The sequence below is a fragment of the Serratia sp. N21D137 genome, from assembly GCF_047530005.1.
Lineage (GTDB): Bacteria > Pseudomonadota > Gammaproteobacteria > Enterobacterales > Enterobacteriaceae > Chania > Chania fonticola_B.
Genome location: NZ_JBLJAJ010000001.1, coordinates 368,364 through 390,959, shown reverse-complemented (window position 1 = coordinate 390,959; position 22,596 = coordinate 368,364). Strand labels below are relative to the sequence as shown.

The following is a 22,596-nucleotide window of genomic DNA, read 5'->3' as shown; positions in this document are numbered from 1 at the left end:
CCGCATGCTGCGCCCTCAGAAACATTCTCAGTTTGTCATCAGTCAGACTTTATTTTTTTGCGTTATTTCCTAATTTTGACCGTCTGGAGCCTAAAAGTAAAACCTATGGCATCATTGGTAGCGCATTGTGGGCAAGTTTCGGTAAAAATAGGACGTATTGCCCCTATTGCTTTACCATCACGGATGATTTGGCAAAAAAATAGCCTGTACAGGATCAATAAACATGCACCAGAAGGCAGATAATCTGGTCGAAGTGCGCGGCATGAGCTTCTCTCGCGGCGATCGGCTGATATTCGAAGACATCAACCTGACGGTTCCCCGTGGCAAAGTGACGGCCATAATGGGGCCGTCCGGCATTGGTAAAACCACGCTGTTACGCCTGATTGGTGGCCAGTTGACCCCAGACTGCGGTGAGATCTGGTTTGATGGGGACAACATCCCGGCGCTGTCGCGCCATCAGTTGTATGAGTCACGCAAGAAGATGAGCATGCTGTTTCAGTCGGGAGCGCTGTTCACCGATCTGACGGTATTTGAGAACGTGGCCTACCCGCTGCGTGAACACAGCCGCCTGCCGGAGCCGATCCTGCGCAGCACGGTGCTGATGAAGCTGGAAGCCGTAGGGCTACGCGGCGCGGCAGATCTGATGCCGAACGAACTTTCTGGCGGTATGGCACGGCGAGCGGCCTTGGCGCGTGCTATCGCGTTAGATCCGACATTGATCATGTTCGACGAACCTTTCGTTGGCCAGGATCCGATCACCATGGGCGTGCTGGTCAAGCTGATCGATGAGCTGAATAACGCGCTCGGGATCACCTGCATCGTGGTATCCCATGATGTGCCAGAAGTCTTGAGTATCGCGGATTACGCCTATATTGTGGCGGATCACCATGTGATTGCCGAAGGCTCGGCAACGCAATTACAGAACAATCCTGATGCGCGAGTGCGTCAGTTTCTGGATGGTATTGCCGATGGGCCGGTACCGTTCCGTTACCCGGCCGGTGATTATCAGACAGAGCTTTTAGGGGAAGGGAGTAAATAACCTCATGTTTTTAAAGGCGTTAGCGTCGTTAGGACGCCGTGGCATCAACACCAGCGCAGCCTTTGGACGCGCCGGGCTGATGCTGTTCCACGCGCTGATCGGGCGCCCGGAGCCGCGTAAACAATGGCCGCTACTGCTCAAACAGCTACACAGCGTGGGCGTTCAGTCGCTGCTGATCATCATGGTTTCCGGCTTGTTTATCGGCATGGTGTTGGGGTTGCAAGGTTACATCGTCCTCACCACCTACAGTGCCGAGGCCAGCCTGGGCATGATGGTGGCGTTGTCATTGCTGCGTGAGCTGGGGCCGGTAGTGACCGCTCTGCTGTTCGCTGGCCGCGCCGGTTCGGCTCTGACGGCCGAAATCGGTCTGATGAAGGCCACTGAGCAGCTTTCCAGCCTGGAAATGATGGCGATCGATCCGCTGCGGCGTATTGTTGCCCCACGTTTCTGGGCCGGTCTTATCAGCATGCCGCTGCTGACGATTATTTTCGTGGCCATCGGCATCTGGGGCGGCGCGATTGTTGGCGTGGACTGGAAGGGGATCGACAGTGGTTTCTTCTGGTCGGCGATGCAAGGGGCCGTTGAATGGCGTCAGGATTTACTTAACTGCCTGATCAAGAGCGTGGTGTTTGCCATTACCGTTAGCTGGATTGCGATCTTCAATGGTTACGATGCCGTACCGACCTCTGAAGGGATTAGTCAGGCAACGACAAGGACCGTGGTACATTCGTCACTGGCGGTGTTGGGATTGGATTTCGTGCTGACTGCACTGATGTTTGGGAATTGATGTGATGCAAACGAAGAAGAGTGAAATCTGGGTTGGGGCGTTTATGCTGATTGCGCTGTGCGCCATCATCTTCCTCTGCCTCCAGGTGGCCAATATTAAATCGATCGGTAATGAACCGACTTACCGTATCTACGCCACCTTCGATAATATCGGTGGTTTGAAAGCGCGTTCACCGGTGAAGATTGGTGGGGTGATGATTGGTCGGGTTGCAGCTATCTCGCTCGACCCGAAGACCTACACGCCACGCGTGGCGTTGGATATCCAGCAACAATACAACCAGATCCCGGACACCAGTTCGCTGGCGATCCGCACCTCCGGCCTGCTGGGTGAACAGTATCTGGCGCTGAATGTCGGTTTTGAAGATCCCGAGATGGGCACGACTATCCTTAAGGATGGTGGGACCATTCAGGACACCAAATCAGCCATGGTGCTGGAAGACTTGATCGGCCAGTTCCTCTATAAGAGCGGTGGTCAGGATAGCTCGAACTCACCAGACGCTGCAGCAGCACCTACATCAGTTCCGGATGCCGCTGCGCATTCCGCTACAAGTCATTAATCGAGGAAACCTGCATGTTTAAACGTTTTTTAATGGTTGCCCTGCTGGTGGTTGCACCGCTGGCTAATGCGGTCGATCAGACTAACCCATACAGCCTGATGCAAGACGCTGCGCAGAAAACCTTCACCCGCCTGAAAAGTGAGCAGCCAAAAATCAAGCAGGATCCCAACTACCTGCGCACCATCGTGCATGAAGAGCTGATGCCGTTCGTGCAGGTGAAATACGCGGGTGCGTTGGTGCTGGGCCGTTACTACAAAGACGCCACGCCAGCCCAGCGCGAAGCTTACTTCGCCGCCTTCCAGGCTTATCTGGAGCAGGCGTATGGCCAGGCGTTAGCCATGTACCAGGGCCAGACCTATCAGATCGAACCGGAGCAGCCGCTAGGCAATGCCGATATCATCGCGATCCGCGTGACCATCATCGATAAAGGGGGGCGCCCGCCGGTGCGTCTGGATTTCCAATGGCGTAAGAACAGCAAAACCGGTCACTGGCAGGCGTATGACATGATTGCCGAAGGCGTCAGCATGATCACCACCAAGCAGAATGAGTGGGCATCGACTCTGCGCCTCAAAGGCGTAGACGGTTTGACCCAGCAGCTGCAAGCGGCCGCCAAACAGCCAATCACTCTGGATCAGAAAAACTGATGGTCGCAGCGCTGAGTTGGACATCACAACAGCAAACGCTGGTGCTGAGCGGCGAGCTGGATCGTGAGACGTTATTGCCGCTGTGGCAGCAACGTGAGACGCTGTTGGCAGACAAAACCGTGATTGATGTGGCTCAACTGCAGCGCGTGGACTCTGCCGGCCTGGCCCTGCTGCTGCATTTACGTGAGCAACGGCGCCAGCAGGGAATTGAGATAAAAATTTCCGGTATCACAGAACGGTTGCAAACGCTGATCATGCTCTACAATTTGTCAGCAATAATGCCTTTCGAAACCGCTAGTTAGCCACATTTTCGGCGGGTTGACCGGAAAAAATCAGTTAAAGGCCCCTGTTACTCGGGGGCTTTTTCTTTGGTTTAAGAAAGCGGCGGATTCCACTAAGATAGACGCCAAGAAGTCGCCACTGGTGACTATGATCCTTCGATGCAGAATTGGATACTATGGAAAATAGCGAAATTAAAGACGTGCTGATGAAGGCGCTGGCACTGGAAGAAGCGCATGTGACCGGCGATGGCAGCCATTTTCAGGTGATCGCCGTGGGTGAACTGTTCGCCACCATGAGCCGCGTCAAGAAACAGCAAGCCGTCTATGCGCCGCTGATGGAATACATCGCGGACAACCGCATTCATGCTTTGTCGATCAAGGCATATACCCCAGAAGAGTGGCAGCGGGATCGCAAACTCAACGGATTTTAAGGCTGTTTGCCCAGCGGGCAGGCAGCTCAGAACAGATAACAGAGAGTAGTTAAATGGATAAATTTCGTGTGCATGGCCGGACCCGTCTTAGCGGTGAAGTGACCATTTCCGGGGCGAAAAACGCCGCCCTGCCGATCCTGTTTGCCGCCTTGCTGGCGGAAGAGCCTGTCGAACTGCAAAACGTCCCGAAGCTGAAGGACATTGACACCACCATCAAACTGCTCAGCCAGTTGGGTACCAAGATCGAGCGTAATGGCTCGGTCTATGTTGATGCCAGCGGCGTGAACGAGTTTTGTGCTCCCTACGATCTGGTGAAAACCATGCGTGCCTCCATTTGGGCATTGGGGCCGCTGGTAGCGCGCTTTGGCCGTGGCCAGGTATCGCTGCCAGGTGGCTGTGCCATCGGCGCACGTCCGGTTGACCTGCACATTACCGGCCTGGAGCAGCTGGGTGCGGAAATCAAACTGGAAGAGGGCTACGTCAAGGCCTCTGTGGAAGGGCGCCTGAAGGGCGCACATATCGTGATGGATAAGGTCAGCGTAGGCGCAACCGTCACCATCATGAGTGCTGCAACCCTGGCGACCGGTACCACTATCATCGAGAACGCGGCACGTGAGCCGGAAATCGTCGATACCGCCAACTTCCTCAACACGCTGGGTGCCAAAATCAGCGGCGCGGGCACGGACCGGATCACCATCGAAGGCGTTGAGCGCCTGGGTGGCGGGGTTTACCGTGTGCTGCCAGACCGTATCGAAACCGGTACCTTCCTGGTTGCCGCTGCCGTTTCCGGTGGCAAGGTGCTGTGCCGCAATACCCGTCCAGATACGCTGGATGCGGTGTTGGCCAAACTGCGTGAAGCAGGGGCCGATATCGAAGTGGGTGAAGACTGGATCAGCCTGGACATGCATGGCAAACGCCCGAAAGCGGTAACCCTGCGTACGGCTCCACACCCTGGTTTCCCAACCGATATGCAGGCGCAGTTCAGCCTGTTGAACCTGGTAGCGGAAGGGACCGGTGTGATCACCGAGACGATCTTCGAAAACCGCTTTATGCACGTGCCTGAGCTGATCCGTATGGGCGCACACGCGGAAATCGAGAGCAACACCGTGATTTGCCACGGCGTAGAGCAACTTTCTGGTGCACAGGTGATGGCGACCGATCTGCGAGCCTCTGCCAGCCTGGTATTGGCAGGTTGTATTGCCGAAGGCGTAACGGTGGTGGATCGTATTTATCACATCGACCGTGGCTACGAGCGCATTGAAGACAAACTGCGTGCGCTGGGTGCCAATATTGAACGTGTGAAAGGCGAGTAATCGAGAATTTTAGCCTGTTTGTGCGAATAAAGCCCGGCTCGCCGGGCTTTTTGCTGACTAATTATTATCCTCTGGGAACTCACCCACCGCCATATGCAGCGTAATGCGTTGCCCATCGCGCAACACCACTACCGGGATCTCCGTTCCAGGGCGGATCTCCGCCACCTGATCCATCGTCTCTAATACCGACACCGCCGGTTTGTTATCGACGTTAATGATAATGTCATTAATACGGAACCCCGCATTGGCGGCCGGGCCGTTAGGGGTAATTTCGGTCACGATGATCCCCTGCAGGCGATCGATGCCGGTCGCCGAGGTGCGCACCGGGATAATCTCTTTGCCCTGAATACCAAAGTAGCCGCGGATCACCCGGCCATCACGGATCAGCTTATCCATGATCTTGGTCGCCAGTTCTACCGGGATGGCAAAGCCTAGCCCCTCTGGCGTTTCGCCATCGGTGATCTTGTCGTAGGTCAGCGTGTTGATGCCCATCAGCTCACCCAGGGAGTTAACCAGCGCACCGCCGGAGTTACCCCGGTTGATGGAAGCATCGGTTTGCAGGAAGGTTTGGCGCCCGGTGGTACTCAGGCTGATACGCCCGGTAGCGCTGATAATACCCTGGGTAACGGTTTGCCCAAGGTTGTACGGGTTACCGATTGCCAGCGCCACATCACCGATGCGTGCGGGGCGTGCGGTATTAATTGGGATCACTGGCAAGTTGCCCGGATCGATTTTCAGCACGGCCAGGTCGGTCAGGCTATCGGAGCCGACCAATAATGCCTCATAGCGGCGGCCATCTTGCAGTACGACGGTGATCTGTTGTGCATCTTTGATTACGTGGCGGTTGGTAATGATGTAGCCGCGATCGTTCATGATCACACCGGAACCCAGGGAGAGCACGTTGGTCGCGCCGCTGATGTTGCGGTTGTAGATGTTGACGACGGCAGGGGCAGCCCGGCGCACGCCGGTGTTATAGCTGGCCGGCGTTTGATCGCTGGTATTCTCAGATTTGCTGGCGAATATGTTATTGGTAGAACGCAATACGGGCAGGGCAGCCAGCAGTATACCGGCAACGACCAAACCAATAACAATAGAACGCAAGAGCTTAGCAAACATAGAGTTTTAGTTAGTGTTGAGGAAGATGAACGGAGGATAGCACGAGTTAACCGGGCGCAGTATGCTGACGCGCCCGGTTTCGCAACAAATTAACGCAGCAACAGATAAATGTTTTCGTCGCCACGTACGATGTTCAACGCCATCACCGCCGGTTTAGCTTCTAGCAGTTTACGCAGTGCGTTGATGTTTTCAACGCGCTGACGGTTGACGCCGATGATCACATCCCCTTTCTGCAGGCCAAACTGCGCCGCCGGAGTGCCTTTATCTACCTTGTCGATCTTCACGCCTTTATCACCGTTTGGCAGCGCACCGTTGGTGAGGGAGGCACCTTGCAGCGCAGGCGACAGCGTTTCGGCATTGGTTGATACGCTTTCGCTGTTATCCAGGGTGACGGCAACGTCCATGGGTTTGCCTTCACGCAGCAGGCCTATTTTAACGGTAGTGCCCGGTGCGGTGGTACCCACTTTGGCACGCAGCTCGGCAAAGCTACTGATCGGCTTGCCATCCAGGGAGACCAGAATATCGCCGGCTTTGATCCCGGCTTTGGCTGCGGCGGATTTTGGCATTACTTCACTGATAAAGGCTCCGCGTTGGGCATCCGTATTGAATGCTTTCGCCATATCGGCGGTCATTTCACTGCCTTTGATGCCCAGCAGGCCGCGCTTCACTTCACCAAACTCAATCAGCTGCTTGCTCAGGCTCTGTGCCATGTTACTTGGAATGGCGAAGCCGATACCGATGTTGCCGCCGCCCGGTGCCAGGATCGCGGTGTTGATACCGATCAGCTCACCGTTCAGGTTCACCAGCGCGCCGCCGGAGTTGCCACGGTTGATGGAGGCATCGGTCTGGATGAAGTTTTCCAACCCTTCCAGGCTCAGGCCGCTACGGCCCAGTGCGGAGATGATGCCGGAGGTTGCCGTCTGACCAAGGCCGAACGGGTTACCGACGGCTACGGCGAAGTCACCAACACGTAGCTTGTCGGAGTCGGCGATTTTTACCGCCGTCAGGTTTTTGACATCGCTGACCTGCAGCAGGGCAATGTCAGACTGTTCGTCGCGGCCAATCAGCTTGGCGTCATATTCGCGGCCATCATTGAGCTGCACGCTGATCTTGTCGGCGTTGTTGATGACGTGGTTGTTGGTAAGGATGTAGCCCTTCGCCGCGTCGATAATCACACCGGAACCCAGCCCTTCAAACGGGCGAGTGCTTTCTTTCGGTGTAGGCATGTTCGGGCCAAAGAAGAATTTAAACTGCTCTGGCAGCTGTGGCTGGCGTTGTACCTGGGTGCCTTCTACACGCACGCTAACCACGGCGGGCAGCACTTTTTCCAGCATGGGTGCCAGGCTCGGCAGCGATTCACCCGCAACGGCGGCCGGCATGGCTGCGTTGGCTGCCGGGACGGAGGCAAATGCCAGGCTAATGCTCATTGCTAATGCACTAAGAATTAAAGATCTTTTCATCATTGGTTATAGCTCTCTCAAAATCTGCCGGTGAAATTTTTTACGATACTGCCATAGCAATACCATTTGTGTAGTCTAGGACAATGAATTTACGCGAAAAGTTCACTTAATCGTCAAGAGTAAGCATGGTCAGGGCGGGGAATTAGGGACGAACAAAGTGAACAACCCGTGGGATCGCCCCACGGGTCAGTATAACGGGGAATCAGTTACCGCGTGGAGCGCCGCGCAGCAGGCCGGAGGCCCCTTCGGAGTAATCACGTGGCATTTCCACTGGCGCCTGATCGTTATCCGCTTCCGCTTCGGTCAGACGATAGCGGAACGGGTTGTCCTGCATCGGCAGATCCGGCAGCAGGTTGTTGGAGCTTTTCGCCATATGCTGATACAGCTGACGATAGTCGCGCGCCATGTTATCCAGCAGTTCAGCACTGCGGGCAAAATGGCCAACCAGCTCCTGACGGTACTCTTCAAGCTCGGTTTTGCTTTTATCCAGTTCGTTTTGCAGCACCTGTTGCTGACGTAATTTACTGTTACCAAAACGCATCGCTACCGCACCGATCACGATACCGACCACCAAACCAATCAGCGCATACTCCCAGGTCATGATGACTCCTATTTTGACTTCGTTGTTCCGCAGGGATTTTTCACTTAATAATATCCACTATAACCGTTAACCTTGTCCGAGTGGAATCCTGATAAGCCAATACCTGCAGTTTGCAGGGGTTTTCTTGGGGTACAACGCCGATAAATGTGGCGATCAGGGTGCGAAGCGGCTGCCATCCGCCGCGAAAATTGGATAAATAAATTCTCAGCGTTGTTAGGGATTGCGAATACATGCAGGCACAGTCACCGTTATCACGCTACCAGCAGGCGCTGGATGCGGGGGAATATCAGGCCGATGCGGTTCAGCGGCAGGCCGTCACGCAGTTGGATCAGATCTATCAGGCGTTGCAGCAGCTCCCGGCTCCTGCCGCCGCTAACGCTGGCAAGCGTCGTAACCTGCTTAGCCGTTGGTTAGGTAAGAGTGAGGAAACCACCACGCAGCGGCCGGTGCAGGGGCTGTATATGTGGGGCGGCGTTGGCCGGGGTAAAACCTGGCTGATGGACCTGTTTTTCCACAGCCTGCCCGGCGATCGCAAACTGCGGCTGCACTTTCACCGCTTTATGCTGCGGGTGCACGAAGAGCTGACGGAGCTGCAAGGGCAGGAAAACCCGCTGGAGATCGTCGCAGACGGCTTCAAGGCGCAAACGGACGTGCTGTGTTTTGACGAGTTCTTTGTCTCCGACATTACCGACGCCATGCTGCTGGCAACGCTGTTGCAGGCGCTGTTCGCTCGCGGTATTACGCTGGTGGCTACCTCTAACATTATTCCGGACAATCTGTATCGTAACGGGCTGCAACGCGCACGCTTCCTACCGGCGATCGATTTGATCAACGAGTATTGCGACGTGATGAACGTGGATGCGGGCATCGATTATCGCTTGCGTACCCTGACGCAGGCCCATCTGTATCTGACCCCGCTCAACCAGCAAACGCAGGACACGATGGACCACATCTTCCTCAAGCTGGCGGGCCACGCCGGGGAAGAAGCTCCGGTGCTGCAAATCAATCACCGGCCAATGCCCACCTTGCGCGCGGTGGAAGGGGTATTGGCGATCGATTTTCATACCCTGTGTGAAGAGCCGCGTAGCCAACTGGATTACATCGCGTTATCACGCCTCTATCACAGCGTGATGCTGTATAATGTGCGCATTATGGGGCCGCTGAAGGAAAACACCGCCCGCCGCTTCCTGGCGCTGGTGGACGAATTCTACGAGCGCCATGTCAAACTGGTGATCGCCGCCGAAGCCTCGATGTTCGAGATCTACCAGGGTGAACAGCTGAAGTTCGAGTTTCAGCGTTGCCTGTCCCGCCTGCAGGAGATGCAGAGCGAGGAGTATCTGAAGCTGCCTCATCTGCCGTAAACGGCGTTCGGGCCTGGCTTTCAGGCCCAGTTTCGCCCCCGATTATCGTCGCCAAATCGGTCCCCTGCGCTAAATCCGTTTTCCCGGTAAAAACAGGTCGACCTTTGTGAGCGACTTCTCTATAATCTTGCGACCCCACGTTACAACAAAGTTTTTTTCCCAAAACTTTGTATAGTGCCGGCAATGGCTATTCGAAGGGGTAGGTTTGCTGGACTTGTATGGTCGTGTGAGCCTCAACTGTTTTCGAGCGTTGGGTGAACACCTACGTGTAACTAAATTATTGGGTAAGCTTTCTAATGAAAACTTTTACAGCTAAACCAGAAACCGTAAAACGTGACTGGTATGTTGTTGATGCAGACGGTAAAACTTTAGGCCGTCTCGCTACTGAACTGGCTCGTCGTCTGCGCGGCAAGCATAAAGCGGAATACACCCCGCACGTTGATACCGGTGACTACATCATCGTTCTGAACGCAGAAAAAGTTGCTGTAACCGGCAACAAGCGTACAGACAAGGTGTATTACCACCACACCGGCCACATCGGTGGTATCAAGCAAGCGACCTTTGAAGAGATGATTGCCCGCCGTCCTGAGCGCGTGATTGAAATCGCGGTTAAAGGCATGCTGCCAAAGGGTCCGTTGGGTCGTGCAATGTTCCGTAAACTGAAAGTTTACGCGGGCACCGAGCACACTCACGCGGCACAGCAACCGCAAGTTCTTGACATCTAATCGGGATTATAGGCAATGGCTGAAAATCAATACTACGGCACTGGTCGCCGCAAAAGCTCCGCCGCTCGCGTTTTTATCAAGCCGGGCAGTGGTAACATCGTTATTAACCAGCGTAGCCTGGAACAGTACTTCGGTCGCGAAACTGCCCGCATGGTAGTTCGTCAACCGCTGGAACTGACCGACATGGTTGGCAAATTCGATTTGTACATCACCGTTAAAGGTGGTGGCATCTCTGGTCAAGCTGGCGCTATCCGTCACGGTATCACCCGTGCACTGATGGAGTACGACGAGACTCTGCGTGGTGAATTGCGTAAAGCTGGCTTCGTCACTCGTGACGCGCGTAAAGTTGAGCGTAAGAAAGTCGGTCTGCGTAAAGCACGTCGCCGTCCGCAGTTCTCCAAGCGTTAATTTTTTCTGCTTCGGCAGGACGATTTACGCGAAAAACCCGCCTCTTCGGCGGGTTTTTTTATGCCTGCAATCAGATTAAACTTTATTAAAATCAGTGAGCTAGGTGATAAATCAACGCATAGCCACCACAAAACAGTCAAAATCTGGTAAACTATCACCCACTTTTGCGCCTGTTCGCCGTGCAGTGCTGTCAGTCTACCTCCGAGGCCGTTTTCCAGACCTAAGGTTTATCTGTGAGCTGCGGGCTTGCGGTCACGATTATTCAGGATAGCAGCCTGAGATACCCAATCAATTTCACGTCGTAGCCAGGCGGCAACAACGCAATGGCTCGTGGAGTGATGGATATTTTGGCTATTCGCCGTATTTTCTAGATAACTTGGAGGTTTTCATGGCTGTCGCTGCCAACAAACGTTCGGTAATGACGCTGTTCTCTGGCCCGACCGACATCTTTAGCCATCAAGTACGTATCGTACTGGCGGAAAAGGGCGTCAGCGTCGAGATCGAGCAGGTAGAACCCGATAATCTGCCGCAGGATCTGATCGACCTCAACCCATACCAAACGGTACCGACGTTGGTCGATCGCGAGCTGACGCTGTATGAATCCCGTATCATCATGGAATACCTTGATGAGCGTTTCCCTCACCCGCCGTTGATGCCGGTGTATCCGGTGGCACGCGGTGAAAGCCGTCTGATGATGCTGCGTATCGAGAGAAACTGGTACACGCTGATGTACAAAATCGAGCAGAGCAGCGGCCAGGAAGCTGAATCAGCACGCCGCCAACTGCGCGAAGAACTGCTGGCGATTGCGCCAATCTTCGGCCAGACCCCGTATTTCATGAGCGAAGAGTTCAGCCTGGTAGACTGCTACCTGGCCCCGCTACTGTGGCGTTTGCCGCAGCTGGGTATCGAACTGAGCGGTGCTGGCTCCAAAGAACTGAAAGGTTACATGACCCGTGTCTTCGAGCGTGATGCATTCCTGGCCTCTCTGACCGAAGCCGAGCGCGAAATGCGCCTGCAGACTCGGGGCTAAGCATCATGGATATGTCTCAGATGACCCCGCGCCGTCCTTATCTTTTGCGGGCATTCTATGACTGGCTGTTGGATAACCAACTGACTCCGCATCTGGTCGTGGACGTGATGCGCCCAGACGTGCAGGTTCCGATGGAATTTGCACGCGATGGTCAGATTGTGCTGAACATTGCTCCGCGTGCCGTAGGCAACCTGCAACTGGGCGACGACGAAGTGACCTTCAACGCGCGCTTTGGTGGCGTTCCTCGTCAGGTGCTGGTGCCAATGGCGGCCGTGCTGGCGATTTATGCGCGGGAGAACGGGGCTGGTACCCTGTTTGAACCGGAAGCCAAGTATGAAGATGAAGGGGCTTTCGAAGGGCTGGAAGAGGTGTCTAGCCCTACGGGTAGCCTGATGTCAGTGGTTGATAGCGATCGTCAGGATAGCTTGGAAGACGATAACGGCCCTGATGATGAACCGCCTCAGCCGCCACGCGGTGGTGGACGCCCGGCGTTGCGTGTCGTGAAGTAAGCTACGGCAGGCAGGGAAAAAGGTGCAACTCAGGTTGCGTCTTTTTTATTGTCTGTCGATCGGCAAGTTGGGAATCTGGAAGGTAAAAGCAAAGGGCCGGCAAGCCGACCCTTTGGGAGAACGTAGAGGTTTAAATCACACTTCCAGATAACACATGATGCCTTCGGCAGCTTTGCGCCCTTCGGCAATCGCGGTAACCACCAGATCGGAACCGCGAACCGCATCGCCACCAGCGAAGATTTTCGGATTGCTGGTCTGGAAGGCGTTATCGACCGATTCCGGTGCGACGATGCGGCCCTGCTTGTCCAACTGCACATCGTGCGCGGCCAACCAGTCCATCTGGTGTGGGCGGAAGCCAAAGGCCATCACCACCGCATCGGCGTCGATCACGTGCTCGGATCCAGGTACCTGTTCGGCAACCTGGCGGCCATTGGCATCCGGGGCACCCAACTGAGTGCGCACCATCTTGACGCCAGCAACGCGCCCCGCGCTGTTAAGCTCAATGCTCAACGGCTGTAGGTTGAACTGGAACTCGACCCCTTCCTCACGCGCATTCTTCACTTCGCGTTTGGAACCCGGCATGTTCGCTTCATCCCGGCGATAGGCACAGATGACCTGAGTCGCGCCCTGACGAATGGAGGTGCGTACGCAGTCCATGGCGGTGTCACCACCGCCCAGCACGACCACACGCTTGCCTTCCATGCTGACATACGGCTCGTGTTGTTCTGGTTGGTAGCCCATCAGCTGCTTGGTGTTGGCGATCAGGAACGGCAGCGCATCGTACACGCCAGGTGCATCTTCGTTCTCCAATCCACCACGCATTGATTGGTAGGTACCTACGCCGAGGAACACCGCATCGTATTCGCTCAATAGCGCATCCATGGTGATGTCTTTGCCGACCTCGGTATTGAGTTGGAACTCGATACCCATCTCGCTGAAGATGCCACGGCGTTTTACCATCACCTCTTTTTCCAGCTTAAAGGCCGGGATGCCGAAGGTCAGCAAACCTCCGATCTCTGGATGACGATCGTAAACCACCGCTTTGACGCCGTTACGGGTCAATACGTCCGCACAGGCCAGGCCCGCCGGGCCAGCGCCAATAACGGCTACCCGCTTACCGGTTGGGTGCACGTGGGACATATCCGGCTTCCAGCCCATCTCGATGGCTTTATCGCTGATGTAACGCTCGATATTGCCGATGGTCACCGCGCCAAACTCGTCGTTCAGGGTACAGGAACCTTCGCACAGGCGATCTTGCGGACAAACGCGGCCACACACTTCCGGCAGGCTGTTGGTCTGGTGTGCCAGATCCGCCGCCTCCATGATGCGGCCTTCATTCGCCAGCTTCAGCCAGTTCGGAATATAGTTGTGAACCGGGCATTTCCATTCGCAATAGGGGTTGCCACAGGACAGACAACGGTCGGCTTGCGATTTCGCCTGGGTTTCCGAAAAGGGTTCATAGATCTCTACAAACTCAATTTTGCGGATCTTCAGCGGTTTTTTTGGCGGATCAACGCGCTGCAGGTCGATAAATTGATAAACGTTCTGACTCATTCAATGACCCCTTACTGCGCCTGAACCCGCAGCTCGGCTGCGGAACGACTACGGTGACCCAACAATGCTTTGACATCACTGGACTTCGGTTTGACCAGCGCAAACTTCGGCGCCCAAACCGGCCAGTTAGCCAAGATCTCTTCTGCCCGCGATGAACCGGTCAACTGCACGTGTTCGGTGATCAAACCGCGCAGGTGCTCTTCATGGATCGCCAGTTGATCGACGTCCAGCACTTCCACCAGTTCCGGGTTGACGCGTTTGCGGAACTCGCCATCTTCATCCAGTACATAGGCGAAGCCGCCGGTCATACCCGCACCAAAGTTGATGCCGGTCTTGCCCAAGACGCAGACGATGCCACCGGTCATGTATTCACAGCCGTTATCGCCAATGCCTTCAACCACGGTAATTGCCCCGGAGTTACGCACGGCGAAACGCTCCCCGGCACGGCCTGCAGCGAATAGCTTGCCACCGGTTGCGCCGTACAAGCAGGTGTTGCCGATGATGCTGGCTTCGTGGCTGCGGAAGGCAGAGCCCACCGGAGGACGCACGGCGATACGGCCACCGGCCATCCCTTTACCGACATAGTCGTTAGCATCGCCGGTCAGGGTCAGCTCAACGCCGCCGGCATTCCACACGCCGAAGCTCTGGCCCGCGGTACCGGAGAAATGCGCCTTGATCGGATCGGCGGCCATCCCTTGGTCGCCGTGCAGCGTGGCAATAGCCCCTGACAAGGTCGCGCCGACGGAACGATCGGTGTTACGAATATCGAAATAGAAGGTCTTGCTGTGCTTGGCCTCGATATGTGGTTGCGCCTGTGCCATCAGTTCCTTGTTCAGCACGCCCTGATCGAACGGCGGGTTGCTGCTTTCGGTGCAGTGCAGGGCTTTACCCGCGTGCGGTGTGGCAGTTTTCAGCAATGGAGACAGGTCCAGCTTGTTCTGCTTGGCGGAGATCCCGTCGAGCTCGGTCAGGAACTCGGTGCGGCCAATCAGATCGACCAGTTGGCTGACGCCGAGCGTAGCCATGATCTCGCGGGTTTCCCGAGCGATAAACTGGAAGTAGTTGGTCACGCGCTCTGGCAGGCCGTGATAGTGATCGCGGCGCAGTTTTTCATCTTGAGTTGCTACGCCGGTCGCGCAGTTGTTCAAGTGGCAGATACGCAGGTATTTACAGCCCAGCGCCACCATCGGGCCGGTGCCGAAGCCAAAGCTCTCTGCACCCAGAATGGCTGCTTTGACAATGTCCACGCCGGTTTTCAGGCCACCATCCACCTGCAGGCGGATCTTGTGGCGCAGGCCGTTGGCCACCAGTGCCTGTTGGGTTTCCACCAGACCAAGCTCCCATGGGCAGCCAGCATATTTAACTGAAGATAACGGGCTTGCACCGGTGCCACCGTCGTAACCGGCAATGGTGATCAGATCGGCATAGGCTTTCGCTACGCCGGTGGCAATGGTGCCCACGCCCGGCTCGGAAACCAGCTTCACCGAAATCATTGCTTTCGGGTTCACCTGTTTCAGATCGAAAATCAGCTGTGCCAAATCTTCAATCGAATAGATATCGTGATGCGGCGGAGGTGAGATCAGGGTCACGCCCGGCACCGAATAACGCAGTTTGGCGATATACGGCGTGACCTTATCGCCAGGCAACTGACCGCCTTCACCCGGCTTGGCACCTTGGGCGACCTTAATCTGGATCACGTCGGCGTTCACCAGATAGGCTGGCGTCACGCCGAAGCGGCCAGAGGCCACCTGCTTGATCCGGGACACCTTGTTGGTGCCGTAGCGCGCCGGATCTTCACCGCCTTCACCGGAGTTGGAGAAACCGCCCAGGCTGTTCATGGCAATCGCCAGCGACTCATGTGCCTCCGGGCTGAGTGCCCCGATGGACATGGCGGCGGTATCGAAGCGTTTGAACAGTGATTCGGCGGGCTCAACCTGATCGACCGGGATCGGCGCGCCTTTCGGGGTGATCGCCAGCAGGTCGCGCAATGTAGCAATCGGGCGCTCGTTCACCAGCTTGGCATAAGCCTGGTAATCGCTGTATTCACCGCTGTGCACCGCTTTTTGCAGCGAGTTCACCACGTCTGGGTTATACGCATGGTACTCGCCGTTGTGGACGAACTTCAGCAGGCCACCTTGATCCAGCGGCTTGCGTTTCAGCCAGGCGCGTTTGGACAGGTTTTGCAGATCCTGCTGGAAGTCGCTGAAGCTGGCACCATTGATGCGGCTGACCACGCCCTGGAAGCAGAGATCGGACAGGTCACGGTGCAGGCCAACGGCTTCAAACAGTTTGGAACAGCGGTAAGAGGCGATAGTCGAGATGCCCATTTTGGACATGATCTTGTACAGCCCTTTATTGATGCCGTTACGGTAGTTCAGCATCACGTCGCGGTATTTCTTGTCGATCGCCTGGCTGTCGACCAGCTTGGCCAGCGTTTCGTAGGCCAGATACGGGTAGATGGCGGTGGCACCAAAGCCCAGCAACACGGCGAAGTGATGCGGGTCGCGGGCGCTGGCGGTTTCAACGATGATGTTGGCATCACAGCGCAGGTTTTTGTCCACCAGGCGGGTCTGGATTGCCCCCACCGCCATTGGCGCCGGTACCGGCAGGCGCTGGTTGCTGATGGCACGATCGGACAGTACCAGCAACACTGCGCCGTCACGGACTTTACGTTCCGCTTCGTTGCACAGGGCATGGATGGTCTGTTCCAGATCCTGCTCCGCCGGATCGAAGGTCAGATCGAGCGTGTCGGCACGATAATATTCGCCTTCCAGCGTAGTGAGCTGCTTGAAGTCTGAATACAGCAGGATCGGCGATTTGAAGCTCAGACGATGCGCCTGGCCTTCGGCTTCGCAGAATACGTTCATCTCGCGGCCGATGCTGGTGGCCAGAGACATGACGTGGGCTTCACGCAGCGGATCGATCGGCGGGTTGGTGACCTGAGCGAACTGCTGGCGGAAGTAGTCATAAATGATGCGTGGACGGCTGGAAAGCACGGCGAACGGGGTATCGTCACCCATCGAACCGGTGGCTTCCTGGCCGATCTCGCCCAGTACGCGGATCACCTGGTCCAGCTCTTCGCTACTGTAGCCGAACTGCTTCTGGTAGGTTTCCAGCGTGGCGTCATCCAGCTTGCGGCTGCCCACCTGATCTTCCGGCAGGTCTTCGAACGGCACCAGACGCTTAACGTTCTTCTCCATCCACTCTTTATACGGGTGGCGGCTTTTCAGATCGTTGTCGGTTTCAGCAGAGTGCAGGATCTTGCCGCTGCGGGTGTCGATCACCATCAGCTCGCCTGGCCCGACGCGGCCTTTTTCGATAACTTCATCCGGCTGGTAATCCCAGATGCCGACTTCTGAGGCACAGGTGATCAGCTTGTCTTTGGTGATGACGTAGCGCGCCGGACGCAGACCGTTACGGTCCAGGTTACAGGCGGCGTAGCGGCCATCGGACATCACGATGCCCGCCGGGCCGTCCCACGGCTCCATGTGCATCGAGTTGAAGTCAAAGAAAGCGCGCAGATCGGTGTCCATATCCGGGTTGTTCTGCCAGGCCGGTGGCACCAGCAAACGCATGGCACGGATCAGATCCATACCGCCTGCCAGCAACAGTTCCAGCATATTATCCAGTGAGCTGGAGTCGGAGCCGGTTTCGTTAACGAAAGGTGCGGCGGCCTGCAAATCCGGGATCAGCGGGGTCTGGAACTTGTAGGTACGGGCACGTGCCCACTGGCGGTTACCGGTGATGGTGTTGATCTCACCGTTGTGCGCCAGATAGCGGAACGGCTGTGCCAAAGGCCAGCGCGGCACGGTATTGGTTGAGAAGCGCTGGTGGAACAGGCAGATGGCCGATTCCAGCCGCAGGTCGGCCAGATCCAGATAGAAGCGTGGCAGATCGGCTGGCATGCACAGACCTTTGTAGATCGTCACCAGGTTGGAGAAACTGCACACATAGAAGCTGTCATCCTGGACGCGCTTCTCGATACGGCGACGGGCTACAAACAGGCGGCGTTCCATATCACGTGGACGCCAGCCCGCAGGGGCGTTTACGAAAATCTGTTCAATACGCGGCAGGGAAGAGAGGGCGATCTCACCCAGAACGTCCGGGTTGGTAGGAACTTCGCGCCAGCCGACGATCGACAGCGTTTCGTTCTGCAGCTCTTCTTCAACAATGCGGCGGCTGGCACGGGCTTCCTCTTCGTTCTGGCTAAGGAACATCATGCCAACGGCGTAGTTCTTGGCTAAACGCCAGCCGCGCTCTTCCGCCACCATGCGGAAAAAGCGATCGGGCTTTTGCAATAACAGGCCGCAACCGTCGCCAGTCTTTCCGTCAGCAAGAATTGCACCACGGTGTTGCATGCGGGCCAGTGCGTGAATAGCGGTCCTCACCACTTTGTGGCTAGGTTCGCCTTCTATGTGGGCGATCAGGCCGAAACCACAGTTGTCCCTCTCATGGGATTTATCGTACAGCATATCAGTGAACCTCCCCAGGCTCTGTGTGACTCTTACAACCCACTGCGAAGGGCCTGCTCAATTTCAGGCAGAAGTCCAATCAGCAAGGTTAATATCGCCAATCTGCTTTTCCGCCCTCCATCAATGGCCTCTCGTGACGGTTCTCACAAGTGGTAAATGACTTGTTTTAAGAGGGAGTCTTAAATTACTGCATAATTATGACGAGACGTTTGCCCGTCCAGAAAGCTTCCAGCGGACCTCCAACTTAGCGAGAAAGAATACGCAGGTCAAATATGGGCTTAACAGGGATTTTGATGGCTTGCATGAGGTTTATGATGATGAAAAATAAGTTTTTTCAGACGGTTTTGGCTCGATGGAAAGGCAGGGGGAGTGCCGCAAAAATGTGAGCTGTCTCACTATAGTGCAATGCCTGAATCTCTGCACCATGCTAGTGCTGGCGGCAATGCCAGAGTTTTATTCTGGTAAATTTATATTTATTGTTGTTTATAACTATTTTTCACCGCTTTGTCATAAAGCTGTTAACAGTGCGCTGAGGATTAGAAACTTTCATCGAGATAAAAATGATTTTATTTGCACTAATAATGAATAGTTATGCCTACGGCGGCCTTTGGGGAAAAGCGTTGATCCCTGTCATCGCGGGAAAAGCCGTTTCTTATTAGCATAACGGCCTTCAAACACAGAGAGACACCAAGATTATGCAGTTGCCGCAATTAGTCAATATGTTTGGTAGCGATCTTCAGCGCCGTTATGGGGAGAAGATCCACAAACTCACGCTGCACGGTGGGTTTAGCTGCCCGAACCGCGACGGCACGCTGGGGCGCGGTGGCTGCACTTTCTGCAACGTGGCCTCTTTTGCCGATGAACAGATGCAGCAGCAAAGCATTGCGGAGCAACTGGCCATTCAGGCGCAGAAGGTTAACCGGGCCAAGCGCTATCTGGCCTATTTCCAAGCCTATACCAGCACTTATGCCGAAGTCGAACTGTTGGCCAACATGTATCGGCAGGCGCTGACGCAGGCCGAGATGGTGGGTATCTGTGTCGGCACCCGGCCAGACTGTGTGCCGGAAGCGGCGCTCGATCTGCTGGCAGGCTACCGTGAGCAGGGCTTCGAGGTGTGGCTGGAGCTGGGGCTGCAAACGGCGCACGATAAAACACTAAAGCGCATCAACCGTGGCCACAATTTCTCCTGTTACCAGCAGACCAGCCGCCTGGCGCGGGAGCGCGGCCTGAAGGTATGCAGCCACCTGATCGTTGGCCTGCCCGGTGAGACTTATCAACATCATCTGGCTACGCTGCAAGCGGTGGCTGAGAGCGGGGTAGACGGCATCAAGCTGCACCCGCTGCATATTGTCACCGGTAGTACCATGGCGCGAGCCTGGCAGGCGGGGCGTTTACCCGAGCTGTCGCTGGAAGATTACGCATTCAGCGCCGGGGAAATGATCCGCCATACGCCGAAGGAGATTATCTACCACCGCATCTCGGCCAGCGCCCGTCGGCCCACCCTGTTGGCACCATTATGGTGCGAAAACCGTTGGAACGGCATGCAGGCCGTCGGCGGCTATCTTCAGCGGCAGGGTGGTCAGGGTTCGGCTTTGGCCGTAGGCCAGCAATACCAGCCTTAAAACCCTGTTCTCAGGTTGCGAATTGCAACCATTCCCACAGTTCACAGTAAGGTTTCTTATCTTAACCGCATTTTACGGTATGATTTGAGAGATTATGTCTGTTGGGAATGGCTCATGAAGCAAATCCGGGTGTTAGCCCAGTACTACGTTGATTTGATGGTAAAACTGGGGCTGGTGCGCTTTTCACTGTTGCTGGCTTCAGCGCTGGTGATACTGGCGATGGTGGTGCAGATGGCGGTCACCATGCTGTTGCGTGGTGAAGTGGAAAGCATCGACGTGGTGCGCTCCATCTTCTTCGGTCTACTGATCACGCCGTGGGCGGTTTATTTCCTTTCGGTGGTGGTAGAGCAACTGGAGGAGTCGCGCCAGCGCCTGGCTCGGCTGGTGGATAAGCTTGAGGAGATGCGCAATCGCGATCTCGCGCTGAACCAGCAGATGCAAGAGAACATCAGCCAGCTCAATCAGGAAATTGCCGACCGTATCAAGGCGGAGCAAGATCGCCAACAGGTGATGGATAAGCTGACCGAAGAGATGGAGCAGCGCGAACAGGCGCAGGTGGAGTTGGGCCAACAATCAGCATTGCTACGCTCTTTCCTCGATGCCTCCCCCGATCTGGTTTACTACCGCAACGAAGAAAAAGAGTTTTCCGGCTGCAATCGGGCGATGGAGCTGCTGACCGGCAAGAGTGAAAAACAGCTGATCGGCCTGACCCCCTTTGATGTCTACAGCAAAGAGATCGCCGAAAAAGTCATCGAAACCGATGAGAAAGTATTCCGCCATAACGTCTCCCTGACCTATGAACAATGGTTGGTGTACCCAGACGGTCGCAAGGCCTGTTTTGAACTGCGCAAGGTGCCGTTTTACGACCGCGTGGGCAAACGTCACGGGCTGATGGGCTTTGGCCGCGATATAACCGAGCGTAAGCGCTATCAGGACGCGCTGGAGAACGCCAGCAGGGAGAAGACTACCTTTATCTCAACGATCAGCCACGAGCTTCGTACGCCGCTTAATGGCATCGTCGGCCTGAGCCGTATTCTGCTCGATACCGAACTGAACGATGAGCAACTGAAGTATTTGAAAACCATCCACGTCAGTGCCATCACCCTGGGTAATATTTTCAACGACATCATCGAGATGGATAAACTCGAGCGGCGTAAGGTCCAGTTGGACAATCAGCCGGTCGACTTTACCGGCTTCCTGGCGGATCTGGAGAACCTCTCCGGCCTGCTGGTACAGCCGAAAGGGCTGCAGTTCGTGATGGAGCCCGAGTTACCGCTACCGGAGAAAATCATTACGGACGGCACACGCCTGCGTCAGATCCTGTGGAACCTGATCGGCAACGCGGTGAAATTCACCCAGCAAGGCCAGATCGTGGTGCGCGTCAGGCGCGAAGAGCAGGAACAGATCGTGTTTGAGGTTGAAGACTCAGGCATGGGGATCCCGCAGGATGAGCAAGACAAGATTTTCGCCATGTATTATCAGGTCAAAGACCAGAACGGCGGGCGTCCGGCGACCGGCACCGGGATCGGTCTGGCGGTCTCCAAACGGCTGGCGCAGAGTATGGGCGGAGATATCACGGTAAACAGCGCACAAGGGCACGGTTCTTGCTTCACCTTGACCATCAAGGCGCCAGCGGTGGACGAAGTGGTCAATGAGGTCCAGGCGGTGGAAGAAATGCCGCTACCGGCGTTGCATATCCTGCTGGTGGAAGATATCGAACTGAACGTGATCGTGGCGCGTTCGGTGTTGGAGAAGCTGGGTAACAGCGTTGCGGTAGCCATGAACGGCAGCGATGCGTTAGCCATGTTCGACCCGGACGAGTTCGATCTGGCTCTGTTGGATATTCAATTGCCGGACATGAGCGGGCTGGATATCGCCCGTGAGCTGCGCGAGCGTTATGCGGGCCGCTCGTTGCCGCCGCTGATTGCGTTGACAGCTAATGTCCTGAAAGACAAGAAAGAGTATCTTGAAGCGGGCATGGACGATGTGCTGAGTAAGCCGTTGTCGGTACCGGCCTTGACCAAGATGATCAAACATTACTGGGATCATCAACCCCAACATACCACAAAGAAAACGGAGCAAAAGTCGATGCAGATTAATGAATCGTTGTTGGATACCGCAATGCTGGAGCAGTACATGGATCTGGTGGGGCCGCAGCTGATCCATCAGAGCCTGGCGATGTTTGAACAGGTTATGCCGGGGTATCTGGCGGTGCTGGATTCCAACATGACCGCGAAGGACGAGAAAGGGATCACCGAAGAAGGGCACAAAATCAAGGGTGCCGCTGGCTCCGTCGGGCTAAAACATCTGCAACAGCTGGCCCAGCAGATCCAGACGCCAACGTTACCAGCCTGGCAAGACAACGTGCAAGAATGGGTCGATGAGCTGAAGCAGGAGTGGCGCAATGACGTGGCGGTGCTGCGAGCTTGGGTAGAGAACGCTGAAAAAAAATGACCCCAGCCGAGGCCGGGGTGCGCGAATATTGCGCCAACACCAGGGAAATCATTAACCTGCGTATTGGTTTTTAGCGTTCTGGTAGAGCAGGTGGTACGAAATTCGTATACATCATACAGCGAACAACATAGCAAATGTAAGCGCTCTTGTTAGAAGAATCATTAAAATATGTGATGTAGTTAGTATTTGTCGCCTCTGGGCCTGCCTTTGCCGGCGGTCCTGGCTGGGAGAAT

General features: G+C 55.6%; 19 protein-coding genes. 14 read left to right on the top strand and 5 right to left on the bottom strand.

The annotated features are described in order from the left end of the window. Nucleotides 1-223: 223 nt before the first annotated feature. From mlaF to murA, 7 genes are all read left to right on the top strand, one after another. On the top strand, nt 224-1,039 hold the full coding sequence (mlaF, locus tag ACMV5H_RS01695) for a phospholipid ABC transporter ATP-binding protein MlaF (RefSeq protein WP_021180694.1): 816 nt from the start codon (nt 224-226) through the stop codon (nt 1,037-1,039). 4 nt (nt 1,040-1,043) lie between these two features. Beyond that, the gene (gene mlaE / locus ACMV5H_RS01690) at nt 1,044-1,826 is read left to right on the top strand and encodes a lipid asymmetry maintenance ABC transporter permease subunit MlaE (RefSeq protein ID WP_021806955.1); all 783 of its coding nucleotides are present in this window, start codon (nt 1,044-1,046) and stop codon (nt 1,824-1,826) included. Between the two features lie 4 nt (nt 1,827-1,830). Beyond that, nucleotides 1,831-2,382: an outer membrane lipid asymmetry maintenance protein MlaD gene (mlaD, locus tag ACMV5H_RS01685; protein ID WP_414821357.1), complete on the top strand. Its 552-nt coding sequence runs from the start codon at nt 1,831-1,833 to the stop codon at nt 2,380-2,382. A gap of 14 nt (nt 2,383-2,396) precedes the next feature. Then, nucleotides 2,397-3,026 carry a phospholipid-binding protein MlaC gene (mlaC, locus tag ACMV5H_RS01680; RefSeq protein WP_021806953.1) on the top strand — a complete coding sequence of 210 codons (630 nt, stop codon included), beginning with the start codon at nt 2,397-2,399 and terminating at the stop codon, nt 3,024-3,026. Further along, nucleotides 3,026-3,328 carry a lipid asymmetry maintenance protein MlaB gene (gene mlaB / locus ACMV5H_RS01675; protein ID WP_414821356.1) on the top strand — a complete coding sequence of 101 codons (303 nt, stop codon included), beginning with the start codon at nt 3,026-3,028 and terminating at the stop codon, nt 3,326-3,328. The genes mlaC and mlaB overlap by 1 nt, the downstream gene beginning before the upstream one ends. A 155-nt stretch (nt 3,329-3,483) precedes the next feature. Beyond that, entirely contained in the window at nt 3,484-3,738 is a 255-nt protein-coding gene (gene ibaG, locus ACMV5H_RS01670; RefSeq protein ID WP_021180689.1) for a BolA family iron metabolism protein IbaG, read from the top strand. 53 nt (nt 3,739-3,791) lie between these two features. After that, complete coding sequence (gene murA / locus ACMV5H_RS01665) at nt 3,792-5,051, top strand: UDP-N-acetylglucosamine 1-carboxyvinyltransferase (RefSeq protein ID WP_021180688.1); 1,260 nt, start codon at nt 3,792-3,794, stop codon at nt 5,049-5,051. A gap of 57 nt (nt 5,052-5,108) precedes the next feature. On the opposite strand, the gene degS is transcribed toward murA, so the two are convergent. The 3 genes from degS to zapG form a co-directional block, all read right to left on the bottom strand. Next, nucleotides 5,109-6,167, bottom strand: coding sequence for an outer membrane-stress sensor serine endopeptidase DegS (degS, locus tag ACMV5H_RS01660; protein WP_021806951.1), 1,059 nt, complete (start codon nt 6,165-6,167; stop codon nt 5,109-5,111). Between the two features lie 89 nt (nt 6,168-6,256). After that, nucleotides 6,257-7,630: a serine endoprotease DegQ gene (gene degQ / locus ACMV5H_RS01655; RefSeq protein ID WP_021180681.1), complete on the bottom strand. Its 1,374-nt coding sequence runs from the start codon at nt 7,628-7,630 to the stop codon at nt 6,257-6,259. A 199-nt stretch (nt 7,631-7,829) separates the two neighbouring features. After that, complete coding sequence (gene zapG, locus ACMV5H_RS01650; RefSeq protein ID WP_021180680.1) at nt 7,830-8,228, bottom strand: Z-ring associated protein ZapG; 399 nt, start codon at nt 8,226-8,228, stop codon at nt 7,830-7,832. A 230-nt stretch (nt 8,229-8,458) separates the two neighbouring features. Here zapG and zapE point away from each other — a divergent pair, with 230 nt between their 5' ends. The 5 genes from zapE (at nt 8,459) to sspB (ending at nt 12,261) form a co-directional block, all read left to right on the top strand. After that, entirely contained in the window at nt 8,459-9,589 is a 1,131-nt protein-coding gene (gene zapE, locus ACMV5H_RS01645) for a cell division protein ZapE (protein ID WP_021180679.1), read from the top strand. A gap of 296 nt (nt 9,590-9,885) precedes the next feature. Then, nucleotides 9,886-10,314 (top strand): 50S ribosomal protein L13, encoded by a 429-nt coding sequence (gene rplM, locus ACMV5H_RS01640; RefSeq protein WP_021180678.1) that lies wholly within the window; start codon nt 9,886-9,888, stop codon nt 10,312-10,314. 15 nt (nt 10,315-10,329) lie between these two features. Next, a complete protein-coding gene (rpsI, locus tag ACMV5H_RS01635; protein ID WP_021180677.1) occupies nt 10,330-10,722 on the top strand; it encodes a 30S ribosomal protein S9 in 393 nt (130 codons plus the stop codon). 388 nt (nt 10,723-11,110) lie between these two features. Next, entirely contained in the window at nt 11,111-11,752 is a 642-nt protein-coding gene (gene sspA, locus ACMV5H_RS01630) for a stringent starvation protein SspA (protein ID WP_021180676.1), read from the top strand. Between the two features lie 5 nt (nt 11,753-11,757). Continuing rightward, nucleotides 11,758-12,261, top strand: coding sequence for a ClpXP protease specificity-enhancing factor (gene sspB / locus ACMV5H_RS01625; protein ID WP_037376229.1), 504 nt, complete (start codon nt 11,758-11,760; stop codon nt 12,259-12,261). A 135-nt stretch (nt 12,262-12,396) separates the two neighbouring features. On the opposite strand, the gene ACMV5H_RS01620 is transcribed toward sspB, so the two are convergent. Then, entirely contained in the window at nt 12,397-13,815 is a 1,419-nt protein-coding gene (locus ACMV5H_RS01620; protein WP_021806948.1) for a glutamate synthase small subunit, read from the bottom strand. Between the two features lie 11 nt (nt 13,816-13,826). Beyond that, nucleotides 13,827-18,287, bottom strand: coding sequence for a glutamate synthase large subunit (gltB, locus tag ACMV5H_RS01615; protein ID WP_414821355.1), 4,461 nt, complete (start codon nt 18,285-18,287; stop codon nt 13,827-13,829). Between the two features lie 695 nt (nt 18,288-18,982). Between gltB and ACMV5H_RS01610 the strand changes: the two genes are divergently transcribed. Both ACMV5H_RS01610 and arcB read left to right on the top strand, forming a co-directional pair. Further along, complete coding sequence (locus ACMV5H_RS01610; protein ID WP_179248529.1) at nt 18,983-19,909, top strand: TIGR01212 family radical SAM protein; 927 nt, start codon at nt 18,983-18,985, stop codon at nt 19,907-19,909. A gap of 114 nt (nt 19,910-20,023) precedes the next feature. Beyond that, nucleotides 20,024-22,363, top strand: a complete 2,340-nt coding sequence (arcB, locus tag ACMV5H_RS01605; RefSeq protein ID WP_021806945.1) for an aerobic respiration two-component sensor histidine kinase ArcB — start codon at nt 20,024-20,026, stop codon at nt 22,361-22,363. Nucleotides 22,364-22,596 lie beyond the last annotated feature (233 nt).

Bases quoted from the DNA above. Each gene is read 5' to 3' on its own strand.
- degS (WP_021806951.1), bottom strand. From the start codon at position 6,167: ATGTTTGCTAAGCTCTTGCGTTCTATTGTTATTGGTTTGGTCGTTGCC.
- degQ (WP_021180681.1), bottom strand. From the start codon at position 7,630: ATGATGAAAAGATCTTTAATTCTTAGTGCATTAGCAATGAGCATTAGC.
- mlaB (WP_414821356.1), top strand. From the start codon at position 3,026: ATGGTCGCAGCGCTGAGTTGGACATCACAACAGCAAACGCTGGTGCTG.
- sspB (WP_037376229.1), top strand. From the start codon at position 11,758: ATGGATATGTCTCAGATGACCCCGCGCCGTCCTTATCTTTTGCGGGCA.
- gltB (WP_414821355.1), bottom strand. From the start codon at position 18,287: ATGCTGTACGATAAATCCCATGAGAGGGACAACTGTGGTTTCGGCCTG.
- rpsI (WP_021180677.1), top strand. From the start codon at position 10,330: ATGGCTGAAAATCAATACTACGGCACTGGTCGCCGCAAAAGCTCCGCC.
- ibaG (WP_021180689.1), top strand. From the start codon at position 3,484: ATGGAAAATAGCGAAATTAAAGACGTGCTGATGAAGGCGCTGGCACTG.
- mlaE (WP_021806955.1), top strand. From the start codon at position 1,044: ATGTTTTTAAAGGCGTTAGCGTCGTTAGGACGCCGTGGCATCAACACC.
- ACMV5H_RS01620 (WP_021806948.1), bottom strand. From the start codon at position 13,815: ATGAGTCAGAACGTTTATCAATTTATCGACCTGCAGCGCGTTGATCCG.
- rplM (WP_021180678.1), top strand. From the start codon at position 9,886: ATGAAAACTTTTACAGCTAAACCAGAAACCGTAAAACGTGACTGGTAT.
- mlaD (WP_414821357.1), top strand. From the start codon at position 1,831: ATGCAAACGAAGAAGAGTGAAATCTGGGTTGGGGCGTTTATGCTGATT.
- zapG (WP_021180680.1), bottom strand. From the start codon at position 8,228: ATGACCTGGGAGTATGCGCTGATTGGTTTGGTGGTCGGTATCGTGATC.
- sspA (WP_021180676.1), top strand. From the start codon at position 11,111: ATGGCTGTCGCTGCCAACAAACGTTCGGTAATGACGCTGTTCTCTGGC.
- mlaC (WP_021806953.1), top strand. From the start codon at position 2,397: ATGTTTAAACGTTTTTTAATGGTTGCCCTGCTGGTGGTTGCACCGCTG.
- murA (WP_021180688.1), top strand. From the start codon at position 3,792: ATGGATAAATTTCGTGTGCATGGCCGGACCCGTCTTAGCGGTGAAGTG.
- mlaF (WP_021180694.1), top strand. From the start codon at position 224: ATGCACCAGAAGGCAGATAATCTGGTCGAAGTGCGCGGCATGAGCTTC.
- arcB (WP_021806945.1), top strand. From the start codon at position 20,024: ATGAAGCAAATCCGGGTGTTAGCCCAGTACTACGTTGATTTGATGGTA.
- zapE (WP_021180679.1), top strand. From the start codon at position 8,459: ATGCAGGCACAGTCACCGTTATCACGCTACCAGCAGGCGCTGGATGCG.
- ACMV5H_RS01610 (WP_179248529.1), top strand. From the start codon at position 18,983: ATGCAGTTGCCGCAATTAGTCAATATGTTTGGTAGCGATCTTCAGCGC.